We start from the raw sequence: 21,279 nt of genomic DNA, 5'->3' as shown, positions 1-21,279 counted from the left end.
GCCCTGCACGGCGACGGCGTCGGCGCCCACCGGTGTGGCCTCGCTGGTGAGGGACCCCGCCCGCCTGGCGGCCCAACTCACCGGAGAGACCGCGTGCCCCGCGGCTGTGGCCGTGGACGCCGTCCACGGGCACATCTGGGAGCCCTGGGCGGAGCGGGCGGCGCCGTCGTCGTGCTGGGCACCGGGGCGATAGCCGTCGGGCACCCCGGCCCGGATGCGACGGGGCTGCATCCCCCGCAGTGGCGCCGTGTGGACGGATGGGGCCACCTGCTCGGAGATCGCGGCGGCGGAGCCTGGGTGGGCAGGCACGGCCTGGAGCGGGCGATGCGCACCCACGACGCGTCGACGCCTCAGACGCGCACGACCCTCCGCAGCGGCGTCTGGAAGGCGCTGCTCGCCGCGCACGGAGGCGCTTCGGGGAGCCGGCCACCTGGCCCGGGCAGCTCTACACCCGCGAGGATCTCGCGGGCGTGCTCGGTGAGTTCGCCCGCGACGTCATCGCGCTGGCCGACGGCGGCGACCCGGCTTCGGACCAGCTTCTGCGGCAGGCTGGGAGGGAGGCCGCGCAGAGCGCCCTGGCCGCACTCGTCACCGACGGCGACCTCCACGACGACGGCGCCCCCTCCTCCGATGTCACCCCCTCCCCCTCCGTCCCCGCTGACGTGGTGCTCACCGGAGGGCTCGCGCGCGCCGGCGGCGCGCTGACGGACGGCTTCGCCGCCAGGATCACCGAGCACTCCCGCACCGTCACGGTCCGTCAGGCGGCAGGCGACCCCCTGGACGGTGCGCTCACACTGGCCCGGCTCGCCGCAGGCGACCGCCTCTCACCCCAGGACGGTGCCGTATGGATCTGAGGGGAACCCCGGAGCTCAGCCCCTCCGCCCGCCGTCGTCTGCTGGCCGACCTCACCGGCGCCGTCGGCAGGGACAGGGTCCTGGACCGGGCGATCGATCGACATTCCCGGGCCCATGACGCCTCGCACTATCTGCTGGTGCCCCTGGTGGTGGTGATCGCGGAGAGCATCGAGGAGGTCGCCGCCGTGATGGCCGTCGCCGCCGCGCACCACGTGCCGGTGACCTTCCGCTCCGGGGGCACCAGCCTCTCCGGCCAGGCCTCCGGGGCCGGCATCCTGGTGGACACCCGCCGGGGGTTCCGCCGCATAGAGGTCCTCGACGACGGCGAGCGCGTGCGCGCCCAGGCCGGTGCCACACTGCGGGCGGTCAACACGCGTCTGGCCCGCCACGGGCGTGCTCTGGGCCCGGATCCCGCCAGCGAGGCTGCCTGCACGATCGGCGGCGTCATCGCGAACAACTCCTCGGGGATGGCCGCCGGGATCGAGCACAACTCCACACGGACTCTGGAGTCACTGGTGGCGGTGCTGCCCTCCGGAACGGTGGTCGACACCGCCGCCGAGGACAGTCTGCTCCACCTGCGCCGCCACGAGCCCCGGTTGGTGGCCGACCTCGAACGGCTGCAGGATCGGATCCGTCACGACCCCGACGCCGTCGCGGAGATCCGCGAGCGCTTCTCCCTGAAGAACACCATGGGATACTCGCTCGACGCGTTCTGCGAGGCCGAGGGTCTGCTCCAGCTGCTGAACCGGCTGCTCATCGGCTCGGAGGGCACGCTCGGCTTCGTGGCCGACGCCGTGTTCCGCGCCGTGCCGGTCCAGCCGGCTGCGGCGACCGGCCTGCTGATCTTCGACTCCGTGGACGCCGCCGCCCGGTCCCTGCCCGATCTGGTGGGCACCGGGGCGAAGGCGCTGGAGCTCATGGACGCCGAGTCCCTGCGGGTGGCCCGGCGCCTCCCCCAGGCGCGTCCGCCGTGGACGGGTTCGAGGTCCGGGACCATGCCGCGATCCTCGTGGAGTATCGGGGAGACGATCCCGCCGAACTGGACGGCGTCCTCGGCACCGCTGCGCCCGTGATCAGCGCCCTGCCCACCGTGCGGCCTGCTGAGCTGAGCCGAGACCCGGCCGCGCGCGCCGCGCTGTGGAGCGTCCGCAAGGGCCTGTACGCAGCCGTCGCCGAGGCCCGCCCTCCGGGCACCACCGCGCTGCTGGAGGACGTGGTCGTGCCGGTGGAGCGCCTGGCAGCCGCCTGCCGGGAGCTGGCAGGGCTCCTGGCCGAGCACGGTTACACAGACCCGGTGATCTTCGGACACGCCAAGGACGGCAATCTCCATTTCATGATCACCGAGGACACGGAGGACCCCGCGGACCTGGCCCGTCTGGAGGCCTTCACCGAGGACCTGGTGCGGCTCATCCTGCGGCACGGCGGCAACCTCAAGGCCGAGCACGGGACCGGGCGCGCGATGGCGCCGTTCATCGACCGTCAGTACTCGGCCGCCCTGGTGGAGGTGCTGCACGGCGTCAAGCGCGCCTTCGACCCCGCCGGGGTGCTGAATCCCGGCGTGGTGCTGACCGCGGACACCCGAGCCCACCTGCAGGATCTCAAACCCGTGGACCGGGTGGACGACGAGGTCGACCGCTGTGTGGAGTGCGGATACTGCGAGCCGGTCTGTCCCAGCCGGGACCTCACCCTGACCCCGCGGCAGCGGATCGTGGTGCGGCGGGCGCGCGCCCGGGCGGAGGCCGACGGGGATCTCGCACTCGTCGCCGCGCTGGACGAGCAGCAGCAGTACGAGAGCATCGACACCTGCGCCGTCGACGGCCTCTGCGCCTCCGCCTGCCCGGTGGGGATCGACACGGGCGCGCTGGTGAAGCGCCTGCGCGGTGAACGTCGCGGGCGGCTCAGCGCGGGCCTGTGGAGGGCCGCCGCCCGGCACTGGGACACCGCCACGGCGGCAGCGGGCCGCACCCTCGACGCCGCGGCTCATGTGCCTCCCGGACTGATCACCGCCCCCAACCGTGCCGCGCGCGCCCTCATCGGTCCTGACACCGTCCCCCTGTGGTCCACGGACCTGCCCTCCGGGGGCCGACGGCGCAGCTGCTGACGCCCCCGGCTGACGACGGAGAGGCCGACGGCGGGGCACGGGGCACCGGGGAGGGTGACGCCGCCGTCGGCCAGGCGGCGGCGATCTTCCTGCCCAGCTGCCAAGGCGCGATGTTCGCCCCCGCCGGATCCGCAGGCACCCGAGGCTCCGGCGTGCAGCAGGCCGTGTCCCGGCTGTGCGCCGCGGCCGGCCTGCGGCTGCTCGTGCCCGAGGAGATCGACACGCTGTGCTGCGGCACCCCGTGGTCCTCCAAGGGCTTCACCGCCGGACAGGACGTGATGGCAGAACGGGTGCTCACAGCCGTGGCCGCCCTGCAGAGGCCTGAGGCCGGCACCGTCGGACATCCGCCCGTGATCGTGGATGCGACCTCCTGCACCGAAGGTGTCCAGACGATCATGACCGACGCCAGGGCACGGCAGGACCCCCGGGCCGTGTCCGTGGTGGACGCGGTGAGCTTCGTGGTGGAGCACGTGCTGCCGCGGCTGACCGTGGATCCGAGGCGCAGGGTCGAGTCGCTGACCCTCCATCCGACCTGTTCGTCGCAGAAGGCCGGGGTCTCTGCCGACCTGCAGACGCTGGCCGAGGCCGTCGCCGTCGAGGTGCATGTTCCGGCCGACTGGGGGTGCTGCGGCTTCGCCGGTGACCGCGGGATGCTCCATCCGGAGCTCACGGCGTCGGCGACTGCCGCCGAGGCGCGGGAGGTGCGGCAGCTCGACGCCGTCGACCACGCGTCCTGCAACCGGGCCTGCGAGATCGCGATGACCCGGGCGACGGGCCGCGTCTACCGGCACCTTCTCGAGGTGGCCGCCGATGTCCTGGCGGTGTGAGCGAACCGGCGTCGCGTCGGGAGCTCACCGACTACTGCCGCCAGACCTTCGCGACCAAGCCCGGCTGGCAGGGACTCTGATCTCCCCCGACAGGGTCATCCCCCAGCCGGGGAGGGCTCCGACCGCACCGCCGGGAGGTCGGAGCCCTCCTCGCCCGCGCTGACGGAAGCCTCAGAGCCGCCAGCAGCTGCTCACCGGAGTGACTCCGTTCAGCGTCGCCGCCGTGAACAGCGCCACACCCGGCATGCTGGCCACGTGCCCGCCCACATGGGTGGGCGCCACGTTCGATGCGAACGTCACCCTCGCCCCCTCGCCGCACCACCGCTGCGCCAGGCCACGGCCGGTGGAGTAGGGGATGACGTCATCGAGCAGCGAATGGTTGATCTGCACAGGCACGTCCGGGGCGCGACCGTCCCCGATACGCTGCGCCGCCAGCGCCGAGGCGAAGGGCTCATCCTGGATGAGCTCGGTGAAGGCGCGGCCGTCCACGGTCAGCGTGGCCGTGTCCACGAACATGTGACTGATCAGCGCGGAGACCGTGCACTGGCCGGAGGCCTGCTCCAGCCGGGCCAGCCCTTCGTCATTGAGGAACTCGGCGGGGTCCAGCCCCTCGGACTCCACCAGCCCGCCGAGCGCAAACAGGAGGAACGCGTTGTACAGGCTGCTGTCGATCATGTCCCCGACCTCAAACAGGTCTGCCGGCACCGCCCCGGCCGCCCCGGAGATCAGGTTCAGCTCCGGCGCGTGCTCATGCGCCGACTCCAGGGCCGCGGCCGCCGCGCCCCCGCCCTGCGAATAGCCACGGATGTGCACGGGGCTGTCCGGACCGAGCGCCACACCCTCGGCCTCCTGGGCCGCGCGAGCGGCGTCGAGCACCGCATGGGCCTGGTCCACGCGGTTCATATAGGTGTGCATGCCCTCGGTCCCCAGCCCGATGTAGTCCGGCATCACGACGGCGTAGCCCGCCTCCAGAGCCGCGGCCACGCCCAGGCCCTCGTACTCGGTGCCGGCGGCCAGCTGCCGGCTCGGGGCGCACTGATCGCCCAAGCCTTGGGTGCCGGGCGCGTGGACGATCAGCGGTCGCTGCGGATCGTCGCCGCCGCGGCGCGGCTCCAGGACCGTGGCGACGGCGGCTCGGGCCTGCCCGTTCGAATCCGTGGTGCGGTACATGATGCGGGTGACCTCGGCGTCGTGCTCGATCAGCCCGATGGGGTCCAGGTAGAACGTGGCGGCCTGCTGGCGGATCAGCGTGCCGTCCTGGTCCGGGAGTTCCGCGGGCACGGCGTAGAAGTCCTCGTCAGTTCCCTGCGCCAGATCCTCCAGGGCGGCGGCGTAGTGCACATCTTCCTCCGTCAGCTCCGCAGAGGACTCGACGGCGGCTTCGGCCTCCTCGACGGTGACGTCGTCGGGGACCTGCTCAGCGGTCAGGTCGGCGGGGCCGGCGTCGTCGGCCTCCTGCCTCTGCTGCCACAGCTGCTCCAGCTCCGCGAGGTCCTCCTCGACCGCGAGCTGCTCCGGCTCGGCGGAGGCCGCAGGCATCACTGCCAGCAGAAGCGCGGCGGCCGACAGCGCGGCACCTGCCCCACGGGCCAGGCGCCTCCCTCCCCGGGGCGGGGAGACAGCGGGCGGTCCGCCGGGTGTCCGGCGGCGGGGGCAGGGCGTCACAGAGTTCGTCATCGAGCCTCTCCATCAGTGCGGGATCAGAACCGGACCACTCATTACTCGCGGGTGTGACCCGCGAGTAATGAGTGATCCGCATCACACACTACTGGGAGGGGTGAATCCTGGGAAGACCCCTGCCGACTGAGGCCCTCAGCGCGGCAGCTGGGCGATCTGCTCCGGCGCGGAGGGGTCGCAGTCCCGCAGGAATGTCTGGATCCGACGGATCTCCTCCGTCTCGCCGATGGCCGTGGCGGCCTGCCCCAGCGCGGCCAGCGACCGCAGGAAGCCCCGGTTCGGCTCATGGGACCACGGCACCGGGCCGGAGCCGCGCCAGCCGGAGCGGCGCAGCGCATCCAGGCCCCGGTGATAGCCGACCCGGGCGTAGGCGTAGCCCTCCACGGTGTACCCCTGGGACAGCGCGTCCTCTGCCAGCAGCGCCCAGACCAAAGACGACTCAGGGTGCTTGGCGGCCAGGTCCACGGGCTCCTCACCGGCGGCGAGTGACTCCGTGACCTCGGGCTCGGCCGGCAGCAGCGTGGGCTCCGGCTCCATCAGGTTGCGTCCGACGATGCTCATGGCCGCCATCCTACGCGGCTCCCCAGCCCTCACGCGCGGATGATCCCCCGCTCTGACGCCACCCGAACCGCCGCAGTCCGATTGTCCGCTCCAAGCTTCTGGTAGATGTGCACCAGGTGCGTCTTCACCGTCGCCACGGAGATGAACAGTTGGCGAGCGATCTGCTGGTTGGACAGCCCTGTGGCCAGCAGCTCCAGCAGCTCCACCTCACGGGTGCTCAGCGAGGTGCTGTCATCCCGCATTCTGCCCATCAGCCGGGCGGCGACGGCGGGAGCCAGTGCCGTCCGCCCCGCGGCCGCATCGTGGACCGCTCGATGGATCTCCTCCGGAGCGGCGTCCTTGAGCATATATCCGCTCGCCCCAGCCTCCACCGCGGCCAGAATGTCGGCCTCCGTGTCGTAGGTGGTCAGGATCAGCACCGGAAGTCCGGGGCACTGCTGCCGCAGCTGACGAGTCGCCGCAACCCCGTCCATACCCTCCCCCATCTGCAGATCCATCAGCACAAGGTCAGGACGGAGCCCTTCCGTGACGAGCCGCGCGACGACGTCGAGGGCCGCTTTCCCGTCCGCCGCCTCAGCCACCACTCGGATCTTCGGATCCTCACTGAGCATCGCGCGCAGACCCGCTCGGACCACCGGGTGATCATCGACCAACACTGCGCTCAGCCCGTCACCGGGCTGAGCACCGCCCTCGACTCCGGGACTCTGCCTCACTCCGTCCATCGCTCCACCTCCCCTGGCAGCTCCTGAGGCTGCGGGGGCTCCTGCCCCAGGGGAATGCGTATGGACACCGCCGTTCCCGAGCCGGGGGAAGACTCTACGTGCAGCTGGCCGCCCTGGGCCGCGACACGGTCGCGCAGCGCCCCGAGGCCGACGCCGGTGCCCATGGGGCGCTCGGCGCCGGAGGCAGGGGGCACCCCGACCGTCGCGTGCTGATCGAAGCCGACGCCGTCGTCGACGACGTCGACGAGCAAGGCCTCCTGCAGGAACGTCAGCGTGACGGCGGCCGTGTCAGCCTGGGCATGCCGCAACACATTGGCCAGGGTCGCCTGCACCGCCCGCAGCACCAGCATCGCCTGGCTGCCCGCGACGGGTCGGAGACCTCCGCTGACGCGTAGTCGGCACCGCAGGCCCTGTCCCTGTGCGGCCGCCTGCGCTTCGATCTGCCGGCAGGCACGGCGCAGCTCGTCGAGAAGGCCCGGATCCTGCAGCTCACCGGACTGCAGCACGGCGACGAAGCGTCGAGCCTCATCCAGGTTCTCCCCTGCGGTGCGCACCACCGTGCTCAGCTGGTCCCGGGCCTGCTCAACGGAGCCTGAGTCGAGATTGGAACCTGCGGCACGACTCATCAGGACGATGCTCGCCAGCCCCTGGGCGAGCGTGTCATGGATCTCACGGGCCAGCCGCTCCCGCTCGACGAGCGCGCCCGCCTCCCGCTGGGCGGCGACCAGTTCCTGGCGAGCGCGCTGCAGGTCCTCCATCGTCTCCCGAAGCGCGCGGTTCTCCTGATCCATGATTCTGTAGGCCTGTGCCATCAGCCCGGCACAGACGGCTCCGATGATCGGTCCGATCACCGTGGCGGGATGGTCTCCTCCGGGCTGGTTCCAGAGCGCGAGGACGACGGCACCCGTGAGTCCCGCGACGGCGACGACGGCCCATGGGATGCGCAGCAGGTGCAGGTGCAGGAAGAACAGCGGGAAGGCGACCCAGGCGAAGTCTGCGCTGACGGTCAGCAGCCCACCCCATAGGCCGGTGACCACGAACAGCCACACCAGCGTGCCGCCCTGTCCGAGCGCTGAGTCCGTCCGCAGAGGTCCGGTGCTCGACGACGCGGATGTCTTCGCCTCCGAGACGCGCCGTTCCACGAGCGTGCCGGCCACGTAGACCGCCGCGAACACCAGCGTCAGCGCGGCTCCGGTGGCGCGGATTTCGGCGGAGTGAGGACCGTCCAGCAGTCGGATGAGCCCGATGACGAGGAGCACCGCCACGCTGGTGTGCAGACCTACGCGCAGGCTGCGCAGGATCACCACACCACGCCCTGCCCGTGGATGCTCATCCGGCCTCAGCATCCCCCCATCGTATGCGGGCGAAGACATCAGGGCATCAACCGAACGGTTGACCGGCACCTCCACCTTTCGGAGGCCGAGGCTCCACCACCCAGGCGATGGGGAACCCGCACTCGCGAAGGAGAGTGGAGGAAGACACGGCGGATGTCCGCCGCCCCGACCGACCAGCGAGGTCGGAACACCCCTGACGATGATCGGAGATCCTGATGTATCTGGCACTTCGCGAAGTCCGCTTCGCCCGCGGGCGCTTCGCACTGATGGGCACAGTGGTCGCCCTGATCACGCTGCTGCTGGTGATGCTCACCGGGCTGACCTCCGGACTGGCGCGACAGAACGTCGCCGCGATCGACTCGCTGCCGGCGGATCGGATCGCCTTCGGGGATGACGAGCGCGAGCCCAGCTACACAGAGTCCTCCGTCGACGCTGAGCAGCTGGAGACGTGGCAGCAGGCCGAAGGCGTGGCCCACGCGGAGCCGCTGGGCATCAGCCAGACCACGGCCGAGGCCGGGAACGCGGTCTCAGTGGCCGTCATCGGACTCGCCGAGGACTCCCGAATGACGCCAGACGGCGAGGCGGCACCGAGTGTGGATCAGACGGTGGTCTCCGAAGAGATCAGCGAGGACCTGGGGCTGACAGTCGGCGATCCGGTGACGGTCAACGGCCAGGAACTCACGGTCAGCGCCGTGACTCCTACCCAGTGGTACAGCCACACCCCGGTGATGTGGACCGCACTGGCGCAGTGGCAGGAGCTCTCCCCTCGCGGCGATGCCGATGCCGTCGGCACCGTCCTGGCGATCACCGCACAGGACGACGCCTCCCCGACCCTCGATGAGCAAGCGGTGGATGACGCCGCCGGCACGTGGAGCATGACCCCCACAGAGAGCTTCGACGCGCTGGCGTCCTACTCCTCCGAGAACGGTTCGCTGACGCTGATGCAGGTCATGCTCTATCTGATCTCCGGTCTGGTGATCGCGGCGTTCCTCACCGTGTGGACCGTCCAGCGCACCCGGGACATCGCGGTGCTCAAAGCTCTCGGAGCCTCCACCGGCTATGTGCTGCGCGATGCTCTGGCGCAGGCCGCCGTGGTGCTCACTCTCGGTGCGAGCATCGGTGGTCTCGCCGGGTGGGCCGGCGGTCTCGCCACCAGCGGGGCAGCGCCTGTCGAACTCACCATGCTGACGACTCTGGCGCCCGCGGCCGGAGTCCTCCTCACCGGGCTCGCCGCCGCCGTTCTCGCTGTCCGCCGGGTCACCCGGGTGGACCCCCTCCTCGCACTCGGCGGCAGCTGATCCGCGCCCGCACTGTCCATCACCCTTCCACCTCATAGGAACACGCATGCCCACATCACCATTCACCTCGGACCAGACGGCATCGGCCGTTCCCTCTGACACCAGCTCCCGCACCGTCCCGGCACACGCGCCGACAGCCCTCGAGCTGGACGGTGTGACCCTCACCTACCCGGACGGCGCAGGGACGCTCACCGCTCTGGACGAGGTCTCGCTCCGCGTCGGCGCGGGTCAGATGCTCGCCCTCGTCGGTCCCTCCGGGTCCGGAAAGTCCAGTCTGCTCGCCGTCGCGGCCACTCTGGTCCAGCCTCAGCACGGTGTGGTGAGCATCGCCGGACGCGATGCCGCCCAGCTCAGCCGCCGAGGCCGCGACCGGCTGCGGCGCGACGAGATCGGCATGATCTTTCAGCAGCCCAACCTGCTGCCGTCGCTGACGTCGCGTGAGCAGCTCATCATTGCTGAAGACATGAGGGGCGGTGCCCGTCGGTCGGCCGCGGCCAGGGCCGACGCCCTGTTGGAGGAGGTCGGCCTGACCGACGCCGCCGGACGGAGACCTCATGAGCTCTCCGGAGGAATGCGCCAGCGTGTCAACATCGCTCGCGCCCTGATCGGCTCGCCGTCGGTGCTGCTGGTGGACGAACCGACGGCCGCTCTGGACCACGACCGTTCTCTGACCGTGGTGCAGCTGCTCGCGAGACTGACGGCCGAGCATCAGGTAGCCACCGTGATGGTCACCCACGACACCGAGTACGTGCCGGTGGCCGACGCCGTGGCCACTATGCGTGACGGCGCTCTGTCCCGCCCCGAACCGACCGACACCGGAAAGACCTCATGGAACTGAGCTCCTCCAGCCCTGGGCCTCAGCTGAGCGACCGGCGAGCATCCCGTGGGGTCTCCTCAGGTCGGAGGAGTGCCGAGCACAGGACCGTCACCGGAGTCATCAGCACGCACCGACGCCCTCACCTGCTTCTTCGGCGCCCCGTGGATGACCCGGTGACGGATCCAGGCCGAGATCTGGTCGATGATGATGGTGACCACGATGATCACCACCAGGGTGATGCCGATGCGGTCCCAGGCACGCACGTTGAACAGGGCCGAGAGCAGGGATCCGATGCCGCCTGCCCCCAGCACACCGAGGATCGCCGAGGCCCGGATGTTGACCTCGAAGCGGTACAGCCAGATGGCGATCACCTCCGGCATCACCTGCGGAAGCACCGCCCAGCGGATCATCTGCAGCTTGGTGGCCCCGGCGGCGCGCGAGGACTCCAGCGGCCCCGGATCCACCCCCTCGATCGCCTCCGAGATGAGTTTCGACAGGGTCCCGATGGAGCTCACTCCCAGGGCCAGCGCGCCGGCCAGCGGCCCGAGGCCGAAGATCGGCAGCATCACCGCGATGGCGAACACGATCTCCGGGACCGCGCGGATCACCGAGAGGATGAACCGCACCACCGCATACAGGGGCAGCGGCGTCATGTTCCGCGCGGCCAGAAAGCCCATGGGCAGGGAGAACAGCGCCCCCACCACGGTGCCGATCCAGGCGATCTGCACCGACTCCAGCATGTCGGAGAATGCCGTGGTCCACGCCGCCTGCACCTCCGGGGTCAGCGGCTGGAAGACTCCCTGAACCATCAGCGTGGAGTAGTTGAGGAAGTTCGCGGGGAAGTCGGCCAGCCGAGAGAAGTTCGCCCCCGTGGTGGAGATGGCCGCGATGAAGAGGATCCCGAAGGCCAGCATCCCCAGGTTCCACCCCAGCTTGGAGGGCTTCACCGGACGGGCGTCCAGACGATCCGGGGCGAAGCGAGGACCGTCGTCTGCGCCGGAGGAGCTCCGCGACTGTCCGCCGGGTTCGTGGGAGTGGCTCATGTCAGCCTCCGTCGGATGGTCAGGGACAGGAAGTCCACGGCCAGCACCACGACCACCAGGGCGATCATGATCGCCGAGATGTTCTCATAGGCGAAGCGCGAGAGCTGCACGCTGATGATCGAGCCGATGCCTCCCGCGCCCACGATCCCGAGCACCACGGAGGCGCGGATGTTCAGCTCGAAGACGTAGAGGCTGTAGGACAGGTATCCGGGGAGGATCTGCGGCACCACAGCCACCCGGTCGCGCTGCAGCAGGTTCGCCCCTGAAGCGTCGGCGGCCTCCAGCGGACCGCGGTCCACGGCGTCGATGGTCTCACCGGTCAGCTTGGCGATGATGCCGATGTTGAACATCACCAGCGCCAGCACACCGGCCATGGGTCCGGCGCCCCCGGCGGTGCCGCCCAGCATCGCCACGAACAGCAGGCCGTACCCGATGTCCGGGATGGACCGGATCACCGAGTTCAGCGCCTTCACGAACTGGGAGACCCCCGTGTTCGGGCTGGAGACCGGGGAGGCCAACATGGCCAGCAGCAGGCCGATGCAGCACCCCACGGTGGTGGCGACCACCGCCATGGCGAGGGTGACCAGCCACGCGTCGGAGACCCGCCAGATGAATGCCCAGTTCGGGTTCAGGAATCCCTGCAGCACCGGTTCGGCGCGGTGCAGGTCCTCCCACAGCGGGGACAGCGTGAATCCGATTCCGGAGCCGCCCCACCAGGTCACCCCGATCACGGCCAGCGCGCCGAGGATCGGCAGCGTGCCGGTGCGGGTGCGCCAGCCCAGGACCAGCACGGCCACCAGCGCCAGGGCGCCCAGCGCCGGATACAGCGGCACCCGACCCACACCGATGTCGAGGACGAGCGTGGACGAGGAGGTGGCCAGGAAGAACAGGATCAGCAGGACGACGACGGCGGCCAGGCCCAGGTAGCCCGTCACACTGGGACGCGGCTTCTCCGGTCGGTCCGCTCCGCCGGAGGCCGGAGGTCCCCCGGGTGCGGAGGGCGGTGCAGTGACGGTGACGCTCACCGGCCAGCACGCTCCGCCGGTGAGGCGGCCGATCCGCCGCCCTCGACCTCAGGTCCTTCCTCGGGTCCGTCCTCGGCGCCCAGGGCCTCGTCCACGCTCACCGGAGCGTCGGGGGCGACGTCCTCAGCCGTCAGGGACCGCTGGTAGACGCCCTCGATGGCAGCATCGGTGGCGGCCTCCACGGGGCCGTCGAAGACGACCTCCCCGCCGCGCATGCCGATCACCCGGTCTGCGTACCGGCGCGCCATGTCCAGGTGGTGGAGGTTCACGATGGTGGTGATCCCCAGTTCCCGGTTGATGCGTCGCAGGTCCTGCAGCACCTGGTGCGCGGTGGGCGGGTCCAGGGAGGCGACCGGCTCGTCGGCGAGGATCACCTCGGGATCCTGGGCGAGCACCCGGGCGATCGCGACCCGCTGCTGCTGTCCCCCGGAGAGCGCGGAGGCCCGGTTGTAGGCCTTCTCCACGATGCCGACGCGCTCCAGCGACTGGAAGGCGATCTCCTTGTCGGCCGCCCTGTACCAGCCCAGCAGCGAACGCCAGGAGGAGGTCTGGGACGACCGACCCACCAGCACGTTGGACAGCACGGAGATCCGGCTGACCAGGTTGAAGGACTGGAAGATCATGCCGACCCGGGAACGCAGGCGGCGCAGCTGCCGACGGGAGGAGGGGTCGACGACCTCGTCGCCGACGGTGAGGGTGCCCGAGGTGTAGGGCACCAGGCCGTTGATGGTACGGATGAGGGTCGACTTTCCCGCGCCGGAGAGGCCGACGATCACGACGAACTCTCCGGCCTCGATGTTGAGGTCGACCTTCTTGAGGCCTGGGAAGCCGCCGGGGTAGACGACGTCGACGTTCTCGAATCTGATCATGGGGTTTCCTGTGGACCGTGTCGCGGGAGGCCCCGACCGGCGGTGCGCCGGTCCGGACCTCCCGCGACAGGGGGACGACGGCTGGCGACGTCGCCCGGACGGGGTCGGATGGGCTTACTCGTCGCCGAAGTTCGCGGCCACATCACGGGCGGCGTCGAGAGCGTCGATGTTGGCCTCCACGAGGTCGTCGATCTCATAGACGTCGAAGAGGACCTCCTGACCCTCCTCGGACTCGGTGAGCGCCAGGAAGCCGTCGGTGATCTGCTGCTTCTCCTCGTCGCTGAGGTCAGCGGCGAGGGCGATCCCGTCATTGGGGATGTCCTCGCTCCAGGCGAAGACGACGACCTCGTCGCCGACGTCCTCCTGCTCCTCCACCACGGACTCCCGGGCGTCGTCGAAGCTGACCCCGATGCTGATCTCGCCGTTGTAGACGTTGAGCACCGAGTTCGGGTGGCCCCCGGCGAACTGGGCGTCGATGTCGCTGAGCGGGTCGAAGCCGTTGAGCACCTCCAGCTGGGTGGCCGGGTAGTAGTAGCCGGAGGCGGAACCCTCATCCACGAAGGAGATGGTCTCGCCCTCCTCGATCAGCTCGAGCGCCTCCTCCCCGACCGGTCCGGACTCGGCGGTGTCGGTGCCGTTGCAGAACAGCATCTCGTAGCCCTGGCCGGTCTCCGCCATGACGGGCTCGTCCAGGCAGTAGGTATCCGGATCATTGGTGAACCACTGGGTGACGTAGGTGTCGGAGCCGTAGCGCACGGACTGGAGCACGGCCTCGGCATCGGCCTGGTCGATGGCCTGGACCAGCGCGATCGGGCCGAACATGCCGATGTCGGCCTGCCCGGTCTGCATGGCGGTGACCAGTCCCGCATAGTTGTCGGTGATGTACGGCTCGACATCGCGGTCCAGCTCCTCGGCGAGCAGCTCCGCCAGCGCGTCGGCGTCCTCGACGAGCTGGTCCATGTCCTGCGAGGGGACCAGGCCGAGCACGAGGGCGTCCCCGTCTCCGCCGTCGCCGCCGTCATCGGAGTCCGCGACGCAGCCGGCCAGAGCGAGCGTGAGCACGCCGCCGACGGCGAGTGCGGAGGTGGTCTTGATGCGCATGAGTGATTCCTTGTCGATCATGATGCCGGTGGCTGCCGGACCTGCACATCGATAGAGACCCCCAGTGCACCGTCCGGCAGGCTCCTCGTCCCGAGCCGCGGCACCGCGTGCCTGAGCCTCGTGTCGAGAGCCTCATCCGGGCACGCCGCACCTGACGCGGGGCGCGAGTCTGATCCTCACTCTAGAGCGGAGAGATGGGCCTCACAAGCCACGGAAGGGGCGTTTGATCAGGTGTCACACAGTGTTCACATGCCTGGCGGAAGCCCGTGATGCCGCTCACGACGTCGGCATGAGCGGCATCACGTGACCTGCGAGTAGGTATCGGGGCTGGTCAGCGCCTTGCGCGCGCTCGCGCCCAGGACCTGATGATCGGCGCGGCATCGGCGAAGTCCTGGACGCGATGATCCGGCTCTCCGAGTCCGGTGGCGAATCTGTCGATCAGCAGCGTGGTGCCGCCCAGGGCCGCGAGGTGCTCATGATCGTTGCGCCAGATGTCCCCCACCGAGAGGATCTCCTGCGCCGGCACGGGCTCCTCCCCGCCGATCAGCTCCCCGGCCCGACGCAGGACCTCCGGCATGCCGAAGGGCTTCCGAGAATCTGTGATGACGGCGTCGAACGCCTCGGTGAGCCCGAGCGTCTCGAGCCACGGGCCGAATGCGGCGGCGGGGGCGTTGGTGGCCAGCACGACGCCGGCCTCCGCACGGACCTCGTCGAGCAGCTCGGCCAGGCCTGCGGGCGCGTGGACATCGGTGGTGCCCAGCCCGCGGGCCAGGAGGTCCTCCCGTCCGCCCAGGAAGGCCTGGCCGGCGTCCGGCGTCGCTGAGGCCCCGCTGGCGGGCCAGCAGCTGGACCAGCTGATAGCCGTCCTGGACCGGCCAGGAGACCGGGTGGGCGCTGGGGGCTCGATGCGGCTCCGCACCCCGTTCGACCGGTTCCTGGTCCACGCCGCGGGGGAAGCCGGTCTCATCGAAGGCGATGTCGGCGGCGAGCAGGTCCTCGACGGCGAGGGCATGCGCGACGGCGGCCTCCACGCCTCCCTCCTCCCCCCGGGCGGCGAGGATCGCGTCCACGCGGCGAGCATAGGCGAGCACGGGGTCGTCGCCGAGGCAGACGGTGCCGTCGAAGTCGAGGAGCAGCAGGCGGCGGCGCGGTGTGGAGGGTGTCGTCGTCACAGGCCTCAGCCTAGCCCGCGACGGGTGCGGCCCGGGAGGCGGCGGGGAGCTCGCCGCGGAGGCAGAAACGGCTCAGGACCGAGACGTGGGCGTCCACCGAGTCCAGCGCGGGCATCGGCGCCTCGGCCGGCGGGATCAGGATGCCGATCTCGGTGCAGCCGAGCACGACCGCATCGGCGCCGCGGGCCTGCAGCGCCGTCATCGCCGCGAGGAAGTCGCTCCGCGCCGGATCGGTGAAGTAGCCCTGGGTGAGCTCGTCGAAGATCCATCGGTCCAGCGTCCGGCAAGTCTCGGGGTCGGGCACGACGACGTCGATCCCGTGGGCTGCGAGCCGGGCGCGGTAGAAGTCGTCCTGCATGGTGCGGGCGGTCCCCAGGATGCCAAGCGTCCCATGACCCGCGAGGCGAGCCTCCTGAGCGACGGCGTCGGCGATGTGGATCAGCGGCACGTCCACGGACGCCTCCACGGCAGGGGCGACTTTGTGCATCAGGTTGGTGGCGATGGCGAGCGCCTCCGCCCCACCGGCGACGAGCCGCTGCGCTGCGGCGGCGAGCACATCTCCGGCCGTCTCCCAGCGGTCGGCGACCTGGAGGGCGCGGATCTCGGCGAAGTCGGCGGAGTCGATGAGCAGCGGAGCCGAGGCGTGGCCCCCACGAGCGTCAGCGACAGCCATGTTGAGGCCGCGGTAGTACTGCACGGTGGAATGCCAGCTCATGCCTCCGAGCAGACCGATGCGATGCATGATGAATCCTTCCCTGTGGATGCCCCGGGCGGCGCAGGCCACACACGCCCTGACGACATCACCATCATGTTTCCTTGGGGTGATGAACGGTAGACCCAGTCGTGATGCCCCAAGGCATAAGCTGGACTTATGGAAGACTCCGAAGGGATCGCCGCGGCCCATGACAATCACCAGAACAGGAATGGCGCCGCCGACTCGACCAGCCCCGCGACCCGCCCGCTCGCCGTCGACCTGGGCGACGAGTTCACCGACGCGGAGCTGGACCCCGAGGCGCTGCGGGAGCAGGTCAGCCCGGACTATGACCTTCTCCCCGAGGTCGATGCCCCCGGATCGGCTCCCCGTGGCGACCGGATCGGCCGCCACGGCCGCCATCATCACGAGCATCCTGCGCCCCGCCGGGGCGAGGAGGAGCAGCTCGATCTGCGCAAGCTGCTGCTGTTCGAACGCGCCGTCTCCGCCGGCAGCCTCAGCGCCGCCGCCGTCGAACTCGGCTGGTCTCAGCCGGCGGTCTCCCAACAGCTCAGCACCCTCGAGCACTCCCTCGGCACCCGGCTGCTCACCCGCACCACCCGTGGCGTGGTGCCCACCCCGGCCGGCCGTATCCTGCTCGGCCGCGCCGAAGCCATCCGCGCCCAGGCGCGCGGCGCCCTCGAGGACCTGCGCTCCGCCGTCAGCCCCGTGGACCAGACGCTGCGCATCGCAGCCTTCCCCTCTCTGCTCGGAGGCGCGCTGGCGCCGTCGTTGGAGCAGCTGGTCGGCGGAGGCGGAGGGGGCTTCGAGGTCCTCGAGCACGAGCCCCCGGAAGCCCTCGACCTTCTGCGCCGCGGGCGGTCGACGTCGCCTGATCTTCCGCCACGGGCCCGGCGAGGCGATCCCCTCCGGCCACCGGGCAGTCGTGCTGGGCGTGGACCGGCACGCGCTGATCCTCCCGCGCCGGTGGGGGCTGGACCGGGATGTCCGCGAGCTCGCCGACGCCGAAGACCTGCCCTGGGTCGCCGGCTGCCGCCGGTGCACCCAGCATCTGACCCAGGTGTGCGAGGCCGCCGGCTTCACTCCGGCCATCCGTCATGTCACCGATGACCCTCAGGCCATCCAGGCACTCGTGGCCCATGGGCTCGGGGTCGCCCTGATCCCCCGTCTCGCCCTGCGAACCCCCGGGGCCACCGGCTTCGCGGACCGGCTCGACGTCGTCGATCTTCCGCAGCTGGTCCCGCGGGAGATCACGGCCGTGCACCCGGAGAGCTGGACCGGCACAGCCCGCCTCGACGAGCTGATCTCCGCCCTGCGCGGCCGGCTCTGAGCGGCCCCCGCGACGCGGAGGCCCCGAAGGAAAAGCCCCCTAAGGAGAAGCGCCCGGGCGCACGGGAGGGCCCGCCACCTGACGGTGACGGGCCCTCCCGAGGTGCCGCCGCGCCGGAGAGGCCCTCGACGACGGTCAGCCGATCCGGACGCGACTCAGCGCAGGGTCTTGCCTGCCGAGCCGAGCCGCTGCGCGGCCTCGACGATGCGGGCCGCCATGGACTCCTCGGCCTTGGCGCCCCAGACGCGCGGGTCGTAGGTCTTCTTGTTTCCGACCTCGCCGTCGACCTTCAGCACGCCGTCGTAGTTCGAGAACATGTGCCCGGCCACCGGACGCGTGAACGCGTACTGGGTGTCGGTGTCGATGTTCATCTTGATCACGCCGTAGCTCACGGCGTCGGCGATCTCCTGCTCCGTGGAGCCCGAGCCGCCGTGGAAGACCAGGTCGAACGGGCTGTCCTTGCCGTACTTGGCGGCGGTCTGATCCTGGATCTCCTTGAGGATCTCCGGGCGCAGCTTCACGTTGCCCGGCTTGTACACGCCGTGCACGTTGCCGAAGGTCAGCGCGGTGATGTAGCGCCCCTTCTCACCCAGACCCAGGGCCTCGATGGTGGCGGTGGCGTCCTCGACCGTGGAGTAGAGCTTCTCGTTGATCTCGTTCTCCACGCCGTCCTCCTCACCGCCGACGGCGCCGATCTCGACCTCGAGGATCTGCTGGGCCGCGGCGGAGCGGGGCAGCAGCTCCGCGGCGATGCGCAGGTTCTCCTCCAGGGTCTCGGCGGAACCGTCCCACATGTGGGAGTTGAAGATCGGGTCACGCCCGGCCTTGACCTCCGCCTCGGAGGCCTCGAGCAGCGGCAGCACGAAACCGTCCAGCTTGTCCTTCGGGCAGTGGTCGGTGTGCAGGGCGATGTTGACCCCGTAGTTCTTGGCGACCTGCTTGGCGAAGGCCGCGAAGCCCAGCGAGCCGGCCACCATGTCCTTGATGCTGGCGCCCGACCAGTAGGCGGCGCCGCCGGTGGACACCTGGATGATGCCGTCCGACTCGGCCTCCGCGAAGCCACGGATCGCGGCGTTGAGGGTCTGCGAGCTGGTCACGTTCACTGCCGGGAACGCGTAGCCGCCGGACTTGGCGGCGTCGATCATCTCGTTGTACTTGTCCGGTGTAGCGATGGCCACGGGCGAACTCCTTCGAGTCGTGGGTCAGAGGGTCTCCCGATCCATCCTAGCCGCGCAGACCCGCACGGGGAGCGGCACAGCTCACATCGGTCGCGGGTATACCGGGTAACCTGCTGAGGCGACCGCCTGTGACGCCATGACCGTCACCTCGGGGATTCCTGGTACCGCACTGAACAACGCCTGTATAGAGTGAGACCCATGACACACCTTGCCTCCGGATGGGACCCCCATGACGACGACTTCGCCGTCCCGCTGACCCGAGGGGAGGCGGTCGCGCAACGTCTTCGGGAGGAGATCCTGACCGGGCAGCTGCCTCCCGGGGCTCCCCTGCGAGACGCCGAGCTCGCCTCACGGCTCGGGGTCAGCATCACCCCGGTGCGCGAGTCGGTGGCCACGCTCATGGCCGAGGGTCTGGTCGAAGCCCTGCCCAACAAGCGACGTCGGGTCTCCGTGCTCACCCAACGGCAGGCCGAGGAGCTCAGCGACCTGCTCGGCACTCTGCTGATCATCGCCGTCGAACGCCTCCCGCTGCCGATGGACGACGATGCGGAGATCTCGGAGAGCCCCGTGGGCGCCGTCGCCGCCGCCGCGCGCCTCATGGCGCAGGCATGCCGGTCAGACACCCGAGACACCGCGGAATCCTCCTACCGCACCTTCGCCTCCACGCTGTTCCGCGCGACCGGCCACACCGAGCTGATCAGGGTCGCCGTCCCGACCCTGCGGCGCACCCTGAGCATGTTCCGGCAGTTCCCGGTGGAGGGCCTGCTCCCCACATGGGCTGCGGCGCTGGACGAACTCGCTGACCACCTCGACGACCTCGAGGGCGCCGAGGACCGGTCACAGGCCGAGGCCGCGAGGAAGGCCGCCACCGAGCGGACCGCTCAGCTGGTGCGAGACGTCCTGGCCCTGGTGCACGACACCAGTGAAGACGACGGTGCGGCCTCCGCGGCAGCGGCCGACGCCGCCGACGACGACTGACCTCGCCCGAGCTGCGCAGGTCAGCGACCGATCGACTCCGTGGCCGCCATGCGCCAGTTGACCATCGCCGCCCCCAGCACCACGGCCGCCGCCAGCAGCGGGGCGAACAGCGCCGTCGAGGTGCCCACGTGCTCGCCGATCTGGCCCACCAGCGCCGAGGCAGAGGACTGCCCGACCACGATCCCCGTGGTGGCCACCGTCATCGCAGTGGCGGCACGTCCCCGCGGACTGCGGGCCGAGACCAGACTGAACACCGTCACCAAGGTGGGCCCCAGCCCGATGCCCAGCAGCCCCAGAACCGCCAGCATGCCGCCGAGTCCGGTCACCCATGGCAGCATCGCGGTGCCGACGAGCATCAGCCCGGCGAAGATCAGCCAACGCGCCCGCAGCGAGAACCGCTCCGGAAACAGTCCGGCACCCAGGGCGAAGGCCGCCGAGCCGATCCCCATCACCCCGTAGACCAGACCCGCACTCTCGCCGTGGCCGGCGTCGGTCATGAAGGAGGTCAGGGAGGTCAGCACTGAGCCGAAGAACAGCCCGATCCCGAGCGCGCCCACCAGCACGGTCAGCAGGGATCCGTGGAACAGCTCCCGCACCGGGGCGACGAGTTCCGGCTCGCCTCCCGAGGGGCGCACCTCCTTCGCACTGCGGTGCAGGGCGAAGGAGGTCACGAAGACCAGGGTCAGCAGCGCCGCCCCGACCACAGGGGCCGCCGGGCTCACCAGCGCGGCCAGCAGTCCCACGATCATCGGCCCGAAGACGAAAGTGACCTCGTCGGCGGCGGACTCATAGGCCATCGTGCGGCTCAGGGTGCGGTTCTGACGGGCCGCCGGCAGCCGACGCAGAATGATGGCCACCAGCCGGGTGCGGGACATCGGCGGGATCTGCGGGGTGGTCGCTCCGATCAGCAGCGCTGCCACCAGCACGGCCCAGTCCGGCAGAGGCGAATAGGCCACCCAGGCCATGGCCAGCAGCGTCACAGTGCTGGCCAGCCCGACCACGAGCACCACGAGCCGCTGGCCCCAGCGGTCCGCGGCCGCACCCACCAGCGGGGCGCACAGGGCCGTGCCCAGGCCCACCATCGCGGAGGTCAGGCCGCCCAGCCCGAGGGAGCCGCGGGCGGAGACCACCAAGGTGAGCACCCCGACGACCATCATCGCGTAGGGGAAGCGCGCGATCAGGGCGATCGGGAAGAAGGACGGGCCGGCCGCACGGACCAGGGTGGGTCCGTCATCAGGGGGAAAGACCGGGACGTCGCGCCCGGAGGACTGGTCCTGGGAGCCGTTCCGGCGATCGGAGTCGAGAGTCGTCATCGTCGCGCACCTCCTGCAGCGCACACATGGAGCAGTGCCGCCTTGGCGTGCTCCACGATGAGCATCACCAGGTAGATACACAGACTGGTCAGAGTCGAGCCACGCAGGGATTCCCGCGCAGGCCGACAGAACAGTGTACAGGACCTCCCCGCACGCTCAGTCGCGGGAGCCGCTGTTCTCCGGACCCAGGGCATCCAGTGCGGCGAGCAGGTCTGCCCGGTGGCGCGCGTCGTCGAGGTCCACCTGCAGCACGCGGGCCGCGGTGCCGACCACGCGCCGCACGGTGTTGCGATGGAGCCCCAGCTCCCGCGCGGCACCGTCCCATCTGCCGTGATGCAGCAGCCAGCAGTGCAGCACCTCCAGGCAC

21 protein-coding genes and 1 pseudogene are annotated in these 21,279 nt (G+C 70.6%); 9 read left to right on the top strand and 13 right to left on the bottom strand.

What is annotated here, in order from left to right:
- Nucleotides 1-470: 470 nt before the first annotated feature.
- From BCY76_RS19250 to BCY76_RS19235, 4 genes are read left to right on the top strand one after another with little or no spacing between them, the layout of a single operon-like run.
- Nucleotides 471-854 carry a hypothetical protein gene (locus tag BCY76_RS19250; protein WP_139827708.1) on the top strand — a complete coding sequence of 128 codons (384 nt, stop codon included), beginning with the start codon at nucleotides 471-473 and terminating at the stop codon, nucleotides 852-854.
- Nucleotides 845-1,927 carry an FAD-binding oxidoreductase gene (locus BCY76_RS19245; protein ID WP_237090065.1) on the top strand — a complete coding sequence of 361 codons (1,083 nt, stop codon included), beginning with the start codon at nucleotides 845-847 and terminating at the stop codon, nucleotides 1,925-1,927. The genes BCY76_RS19250 and BCY76_RS19245 overlap by 10 nt, the downstream gene beginning before the upstream one ends.
- Nucleotides 1,825-2,955, top strand: coding sequence for an FAD-linked oxidase C-terminal domain-containing protein (locus BCY76_RS19240; protein WP_237090064.1), 1,131 nt, complete (start codon nucleotides 1,825-1,827; stop codon nucleotides 2,953-2,955). Before BCY76_RS19245 ends, BCY76_RS19240 begins: the two co-directional genes overlap by 103 nt.
- Nucleotides 2,910-3,782 (top strand): (Fe-S)-binding protein, encoded by an 873-nt coding sequence (locus BCY76_RS19235; protein WP_237090063.1) that lies wholly within the window; start codon nucleotides 2,910-2,912, stop codon nucleotides 3,780-3,782. Before BCY76_RS19240 ends, BCY76_RS19235 begins: the two co-directional genes overlap by 46 nt.
- Before the next feature lie 171 nt (nucleotides 3,783-3,953).
- Here the strand turns inward: BCY76_RS19235 and BCY76_RS09185 are convergent, their stop codons facing one another.
- The 4 genes from BCY76_RS09185 to BCY76_RS09170 all read right to left on the bottom strand — a co-directional run bounded on the left by BCY76_RS09185 (nucleotide 3,954) and on the right by BCY76_RS09170 (nucleotide 8,088).
- A complete protein-coding gene (locus tag BCY76_RS09185) occupies nucleotides 3,954-5,321 on the bottom strand; it encodes a lipase family protein (protein ID WP_170922643.1) in 1,368 nt (455 codons plus the stop codon).
- Between the two features lie 273 nt (nucleotides 5,322-5,594).
- Complete coding sequence (locus BCY76_RS09180; protein ID WP_070161401.1) at nucleotides 5,595-6,020, bottom strand: DUF3151 domain-containing protein; 426 nt, start codon at nucleotides 6,018-6,020, stop codon at nucleotides 5,595-5,597.
- A 29-nt stretch (nucleotides 6,021-6,049) separates the two neighbouring features.
- Nucleotides 6,050-6,742: a response regulator gene (locus BCY76_RS09175; RefSeq protein ID WP_070161392.1), complete on the bottom strand. Its 693-nt coding sequence runs from the start codon at nucleotides 6,740-6,742 to the stop codon at nucleotides 6,050-6,052.
- Nucleotides 6,730-8,088, bottom strand: a complete 1,359-nt coding sequence (locus tag BCY76_RS09170; protein WP_070161390.1) for a sensor histidine kinase — start codon at nucleotides 8,086-8,088, stop codon at nucleotides 6,730-6,732. Before BCY76_RS09170 ends, BCY76_RS09175 begins: the two co-directional genes overlap by 13 nt.
- 203 nt (nucleotides 8,089-8,291) lie before the next feature.
- Here BCY76_RS09170 and BCY76_RS09165 point away from each other — a divergent pair, with 203 nt between their 5' ends.
- On the top strand, nucleotides 8,292-9,374 hold the full coding sequence (locus BCY76_RS09165; RefSeq protein ID WP_070161388.1) for an ABC transporter permease: 1,083 nt from the start codon (nucleotides 8,292-8,294) through the stop codon (nucleotides 9,372-9,374).
- A gap of 46 nt (nucleotides 9,375-9,420) precedes the next feature.
- On the top strand, nucleotides 9,421-10,212 hold the full coding sequence (locus BCY76_RS09160) for an ABC transporter ATP-binding protein (protein ID WP_083277659.1): 792 nt from the start codon (nucleotides 9,421-9,423) through the stop codon (nucleotides 10,210-10,212).
- Between the two features lie 56 nt (nucleotides 10,213-10,268).
- Here the strand turns inward: BCY76_RS09160 and phnE (BCY76_RS09155) are convergent, their stop codons facing one another.
- The 6 genes from phnE (BCY76_RS09155) to BCY76_RS09130 form a co-directional block, all read right to left on the bottom strand.
- Nucleotides 10,269-11,234 (bottom strand): phosphonate ABC transporter, permease protein PhnE, encoded by a 966-nt coding sequence (gene phnE, locus BCY76_RS09155; RefSeq protein ID WP_070161386.1) that lies wholly within the window; start codon nucleotides 11,232-11,234, stop codon nucleotides 10,269-10,271.
- A complete protein-coding gene (gene phnE / locus BCY76_RS09150; protein WP_237090062.1) occupies nucleotides 11,231-12,169 on the bottom strand; it encodes a phosphonate ABC transporter, permease protein PhnE in 939 nt (312 codons plus the stop codon). The genes phnE (BCY76_RS09155) and phnE (BCY76_RS09150) overlap by 4 nt, the downstream gene beginning before the upstream one ends.
- Nucleotides 12,170-12,255: 86 nt before the next feature.
- Nucleotides 12,256-13,128, bottom strand: coding sequence for a phosphonate ABC transporter ATP-binding protein (gene phnC, locus BCY76_RS09145; protein ID WP_083277658.1), 873 nt, complete (start codon nucleotides 13,126-13,128; stop codon nucleotides 12,256-12,258).
- A gap of 114 nt (nucleotides 13,129-13,242) precedes the next feature.
- Nucleotides 13,243-14,229, bottom strand: a complete 987-nt coding sequence (gene phnD / locus BCY76_RS09140) for a phosphate/phosphite/phosphonate ABC transporter substrate-binding protein (protein ID WP_070161382.1) — start codon at nucleotides 14,227-14,229, stop codon at nucleotides 13,243-13,245.
- Nucleotides 14,230-14,560: 331 nt separating this feature from the next.
- A complete protein-coding gene (locus BCY76_RS09135) occupies nucleotides 14,561-15,148 on the bottom strand; it encodes an HAD family hydrolase (protein WP_085437558.1) in 588 nt (195 codons plus the stop codon).
- A gap of 263 nt (nucleotides 15,149-15,411) precedes the next feature.
- On the bottom strand, nucleotides 15,412-16,143 hold the full coding sequence (locus BCY76_RS09130; RefSeq protein ID WP_070161398.1) for an aspartate/glutamate racemase family protein: 732 nt from the start codon (nucleotides 16,141-16,143) through the stop codon (nucleotides 15,412-15,414).
- A 129-nt stretch (nucleotides 16,144-16,272) separates the two neighbouring features.
- Between BCY76_RS09130 and BCY76_RS19230 the strand changes: the two are divergent.
- Both BCY76_RS19230 and BCY76_RS19225 read left to right on the top strand, forming a co-directional pair.
- Nucleotides 16,273-16,731: pseudogene (locus BCY76_RS19230) on the top strand (helix-turn-helix domain-containing protein); the annotation flags it as partial.
- Nucleotides 16,715-17,443, top strand: a complete 729-nt coding sequence (locus tag BCY76_RS19225; protein ID WP_085437565.1) for a LysR substrate-binding domain-containing protein — start codon at nucleotides 16,715-16,717, stop codon at nucleotides 17,441-17,443. The pseudogene BCY76_RS19230 and the gene BCY76_RS19225, both read left to right, overlap by 17 nt.
- 155 nt (nucleotides 17,444-17,598) lie before the next feature.
- Here BCY76_RS19225 and fbaA read toward each other — a convergent pair whose 3' ends face one another.
- On the bottom strand, nucleotides 17,599-18,621 hold the full coding sequence (fbaA, locus tag BCY76_RS09115) for a class II fructose-bisphosphate aldolase (protein WP_070161376.1): 1,023 nt from the start codon (nucleotides 18,619-18,621) through the stop codon (nucleotides 17,599-17,601).
- 198 nt (nucleotides 18,622-18,819) lie between these two features.
- On the opposite strand from fbaA, the gene BCY76_RS09110 reads away from it, so the two are divergent.
- Nucleotides 18,820-19,599, top strand: a complete 780-nt coding sequence (locus BCY76_RS09110; RefSeq protein WP_070161374.1) for a GntR family transcriptional regulator — start codon at nucleotides 18,820-18,822, stop codon at nucleotides 19,597-19,599.
- Between the two features lie 20 nt (nucleotides 19,600-19,619).
- On the opposite strand, the gene BCY76_RS09105 is transcribed toward BCY76_RS09110, so the two are convergent.
- Nucleotides 19,620-20,912, bottom strand: a complete 1,293-nt coding sequence (locus BCY76_RS09105; protein WP_083277656.1) for an MFS transporter — start codon at nucleotides 20,910-20,912, stop codon at nucleotides 19,620-19,622.
- Nucleotides 20,913-21,068: 156 nt separating this feature from the next.
- On the bottom strand, nucleotides 21,069-21,269 hold the full coding sequence (locus tag BCY76_RS18100) for a helix-turn-helix domain-containing protein (protein ID WP_170922641.1): 201 nt from the start codon (nucleotides 21,267-21,269) through the stop codon (nucleotides 21,069-21,071).
- Nucleotides 21,270-21,279 lie beyond the last annotated feature (10 nt).

The sequence above is a fragment of the Nesterenkonia sp. PF2B19 genome, from assembly GCF_001758425.2.
GTDB lineage: Bacteria > Actinomycetota > Actinomycetes > Actinomycetales > Micrococcaceae > Nesterenkonia > Nesterenkonia aethiopica.
The sequence above is the reverse complement of the archived record's forward strand: the minus strand, read 5'-3'. Positions and strand labels throughout refer to the sequence as shown.

What these genes read in the sequence shown, in the direction of transcription:
- phnE (WP_070161386.1), bottom strand. Translation starts at nt 11,234, where the DNA reads ATGAGCCACTCCCACGAACCCGGCGGACAGTCGCGGAGCTCCTCCGGC.
- BCY76_RS09165 (WP_070161388.1), top strand. Translation starts at nt 8,292, where the DNA reads ATGTATCTGGCACTTCGCGAAGTCCGCTTCGCCCGCGGGCGCTTCGCA.
- BCY76_RS09160 (WP_083277659.1), top strand. Translation starts at nt 9,421, where the DNA reads ATGCCCACATCACCATTCACCTCGGACCAGACGGCATCGGCCGTTCCC.
- phnC (WP_083277658.1), bottom strand. Translation starts at nt 13,128, where the DNA reads ATGATCAGATTCGAGAACGTCGACGTCGTCTACCCCGGCGGCTTCCCA.
- BCY76_RS09130 (WP_070161398.1), bottom strand. Translation starts at nt 16,143, where the DNA reads ATGCATCGCATCGGTCTGCTCGGAGGCATGAGCTGGCATTCCACCGTG.
- phnD (WP_070161382.1), bottom strand. Translation starts at nt 14,229, where the DNA reads ATGCGCATCAAGACCACCTCCGCACTCGCCGTCGGCGGCGTGCTCACG.
- BCY76_RS09185 (WP_170922643.1), bottom strand. Translation starts at nt 5,321, where the DNA reads ATGCCTGCGGCCTCCGCCGAGCCGGAGCAGCTCGCGGTCGAGGAGGAC.
- BCY76_RS09175 (WP_070161392.1), bottom strand. Translation starts at nt 6,742, where the DNA reads ATGGACGGAGTGAGGCAGAGTCCCGGAGTCGAGGGCGGTGCTCAGCCC.
- BCY76_RS09170 (WP_070161390.1), bottom strand. Translation starts at nt 8,088, where the DNA reads ATGCTGAGGCCGGATGAGCATCCACGGGCAGGGCGTGGTGTGGTGATC.
- BCY76_RS19245 (WP_237090065.1), top strand. Translation starts at nt 845, where the DNA reads ATGGATCTGAGGGGAACCCCGGAGCTCAGCCCCTCCGCCCGCCGTCGT.
- BCY76_RS09180 (WP_070161401.1), bottom strand. Translation starts at nt 6,020, where the DNA reads ATGAGCATCGTCGGACGCAACCTGATGGAGCCGGAGCCCACGCTGCTG.
- BCY76_RS09105 (WP_083277656.1), bottom strand. Translation starts at nt 20,912, where the DNA reads ATGACGACTCTCGACTCCGATCGCCGGAACGGCTCCCAGGACCAGTCC.
- BCY76_RS09110 (WP_070161374.1), top strand. Translation starts at nt 18,820, where the DNA reads ATGACACACCTTGCCTCCGGATGGGACCCCCATGACGACGACTTCGCC.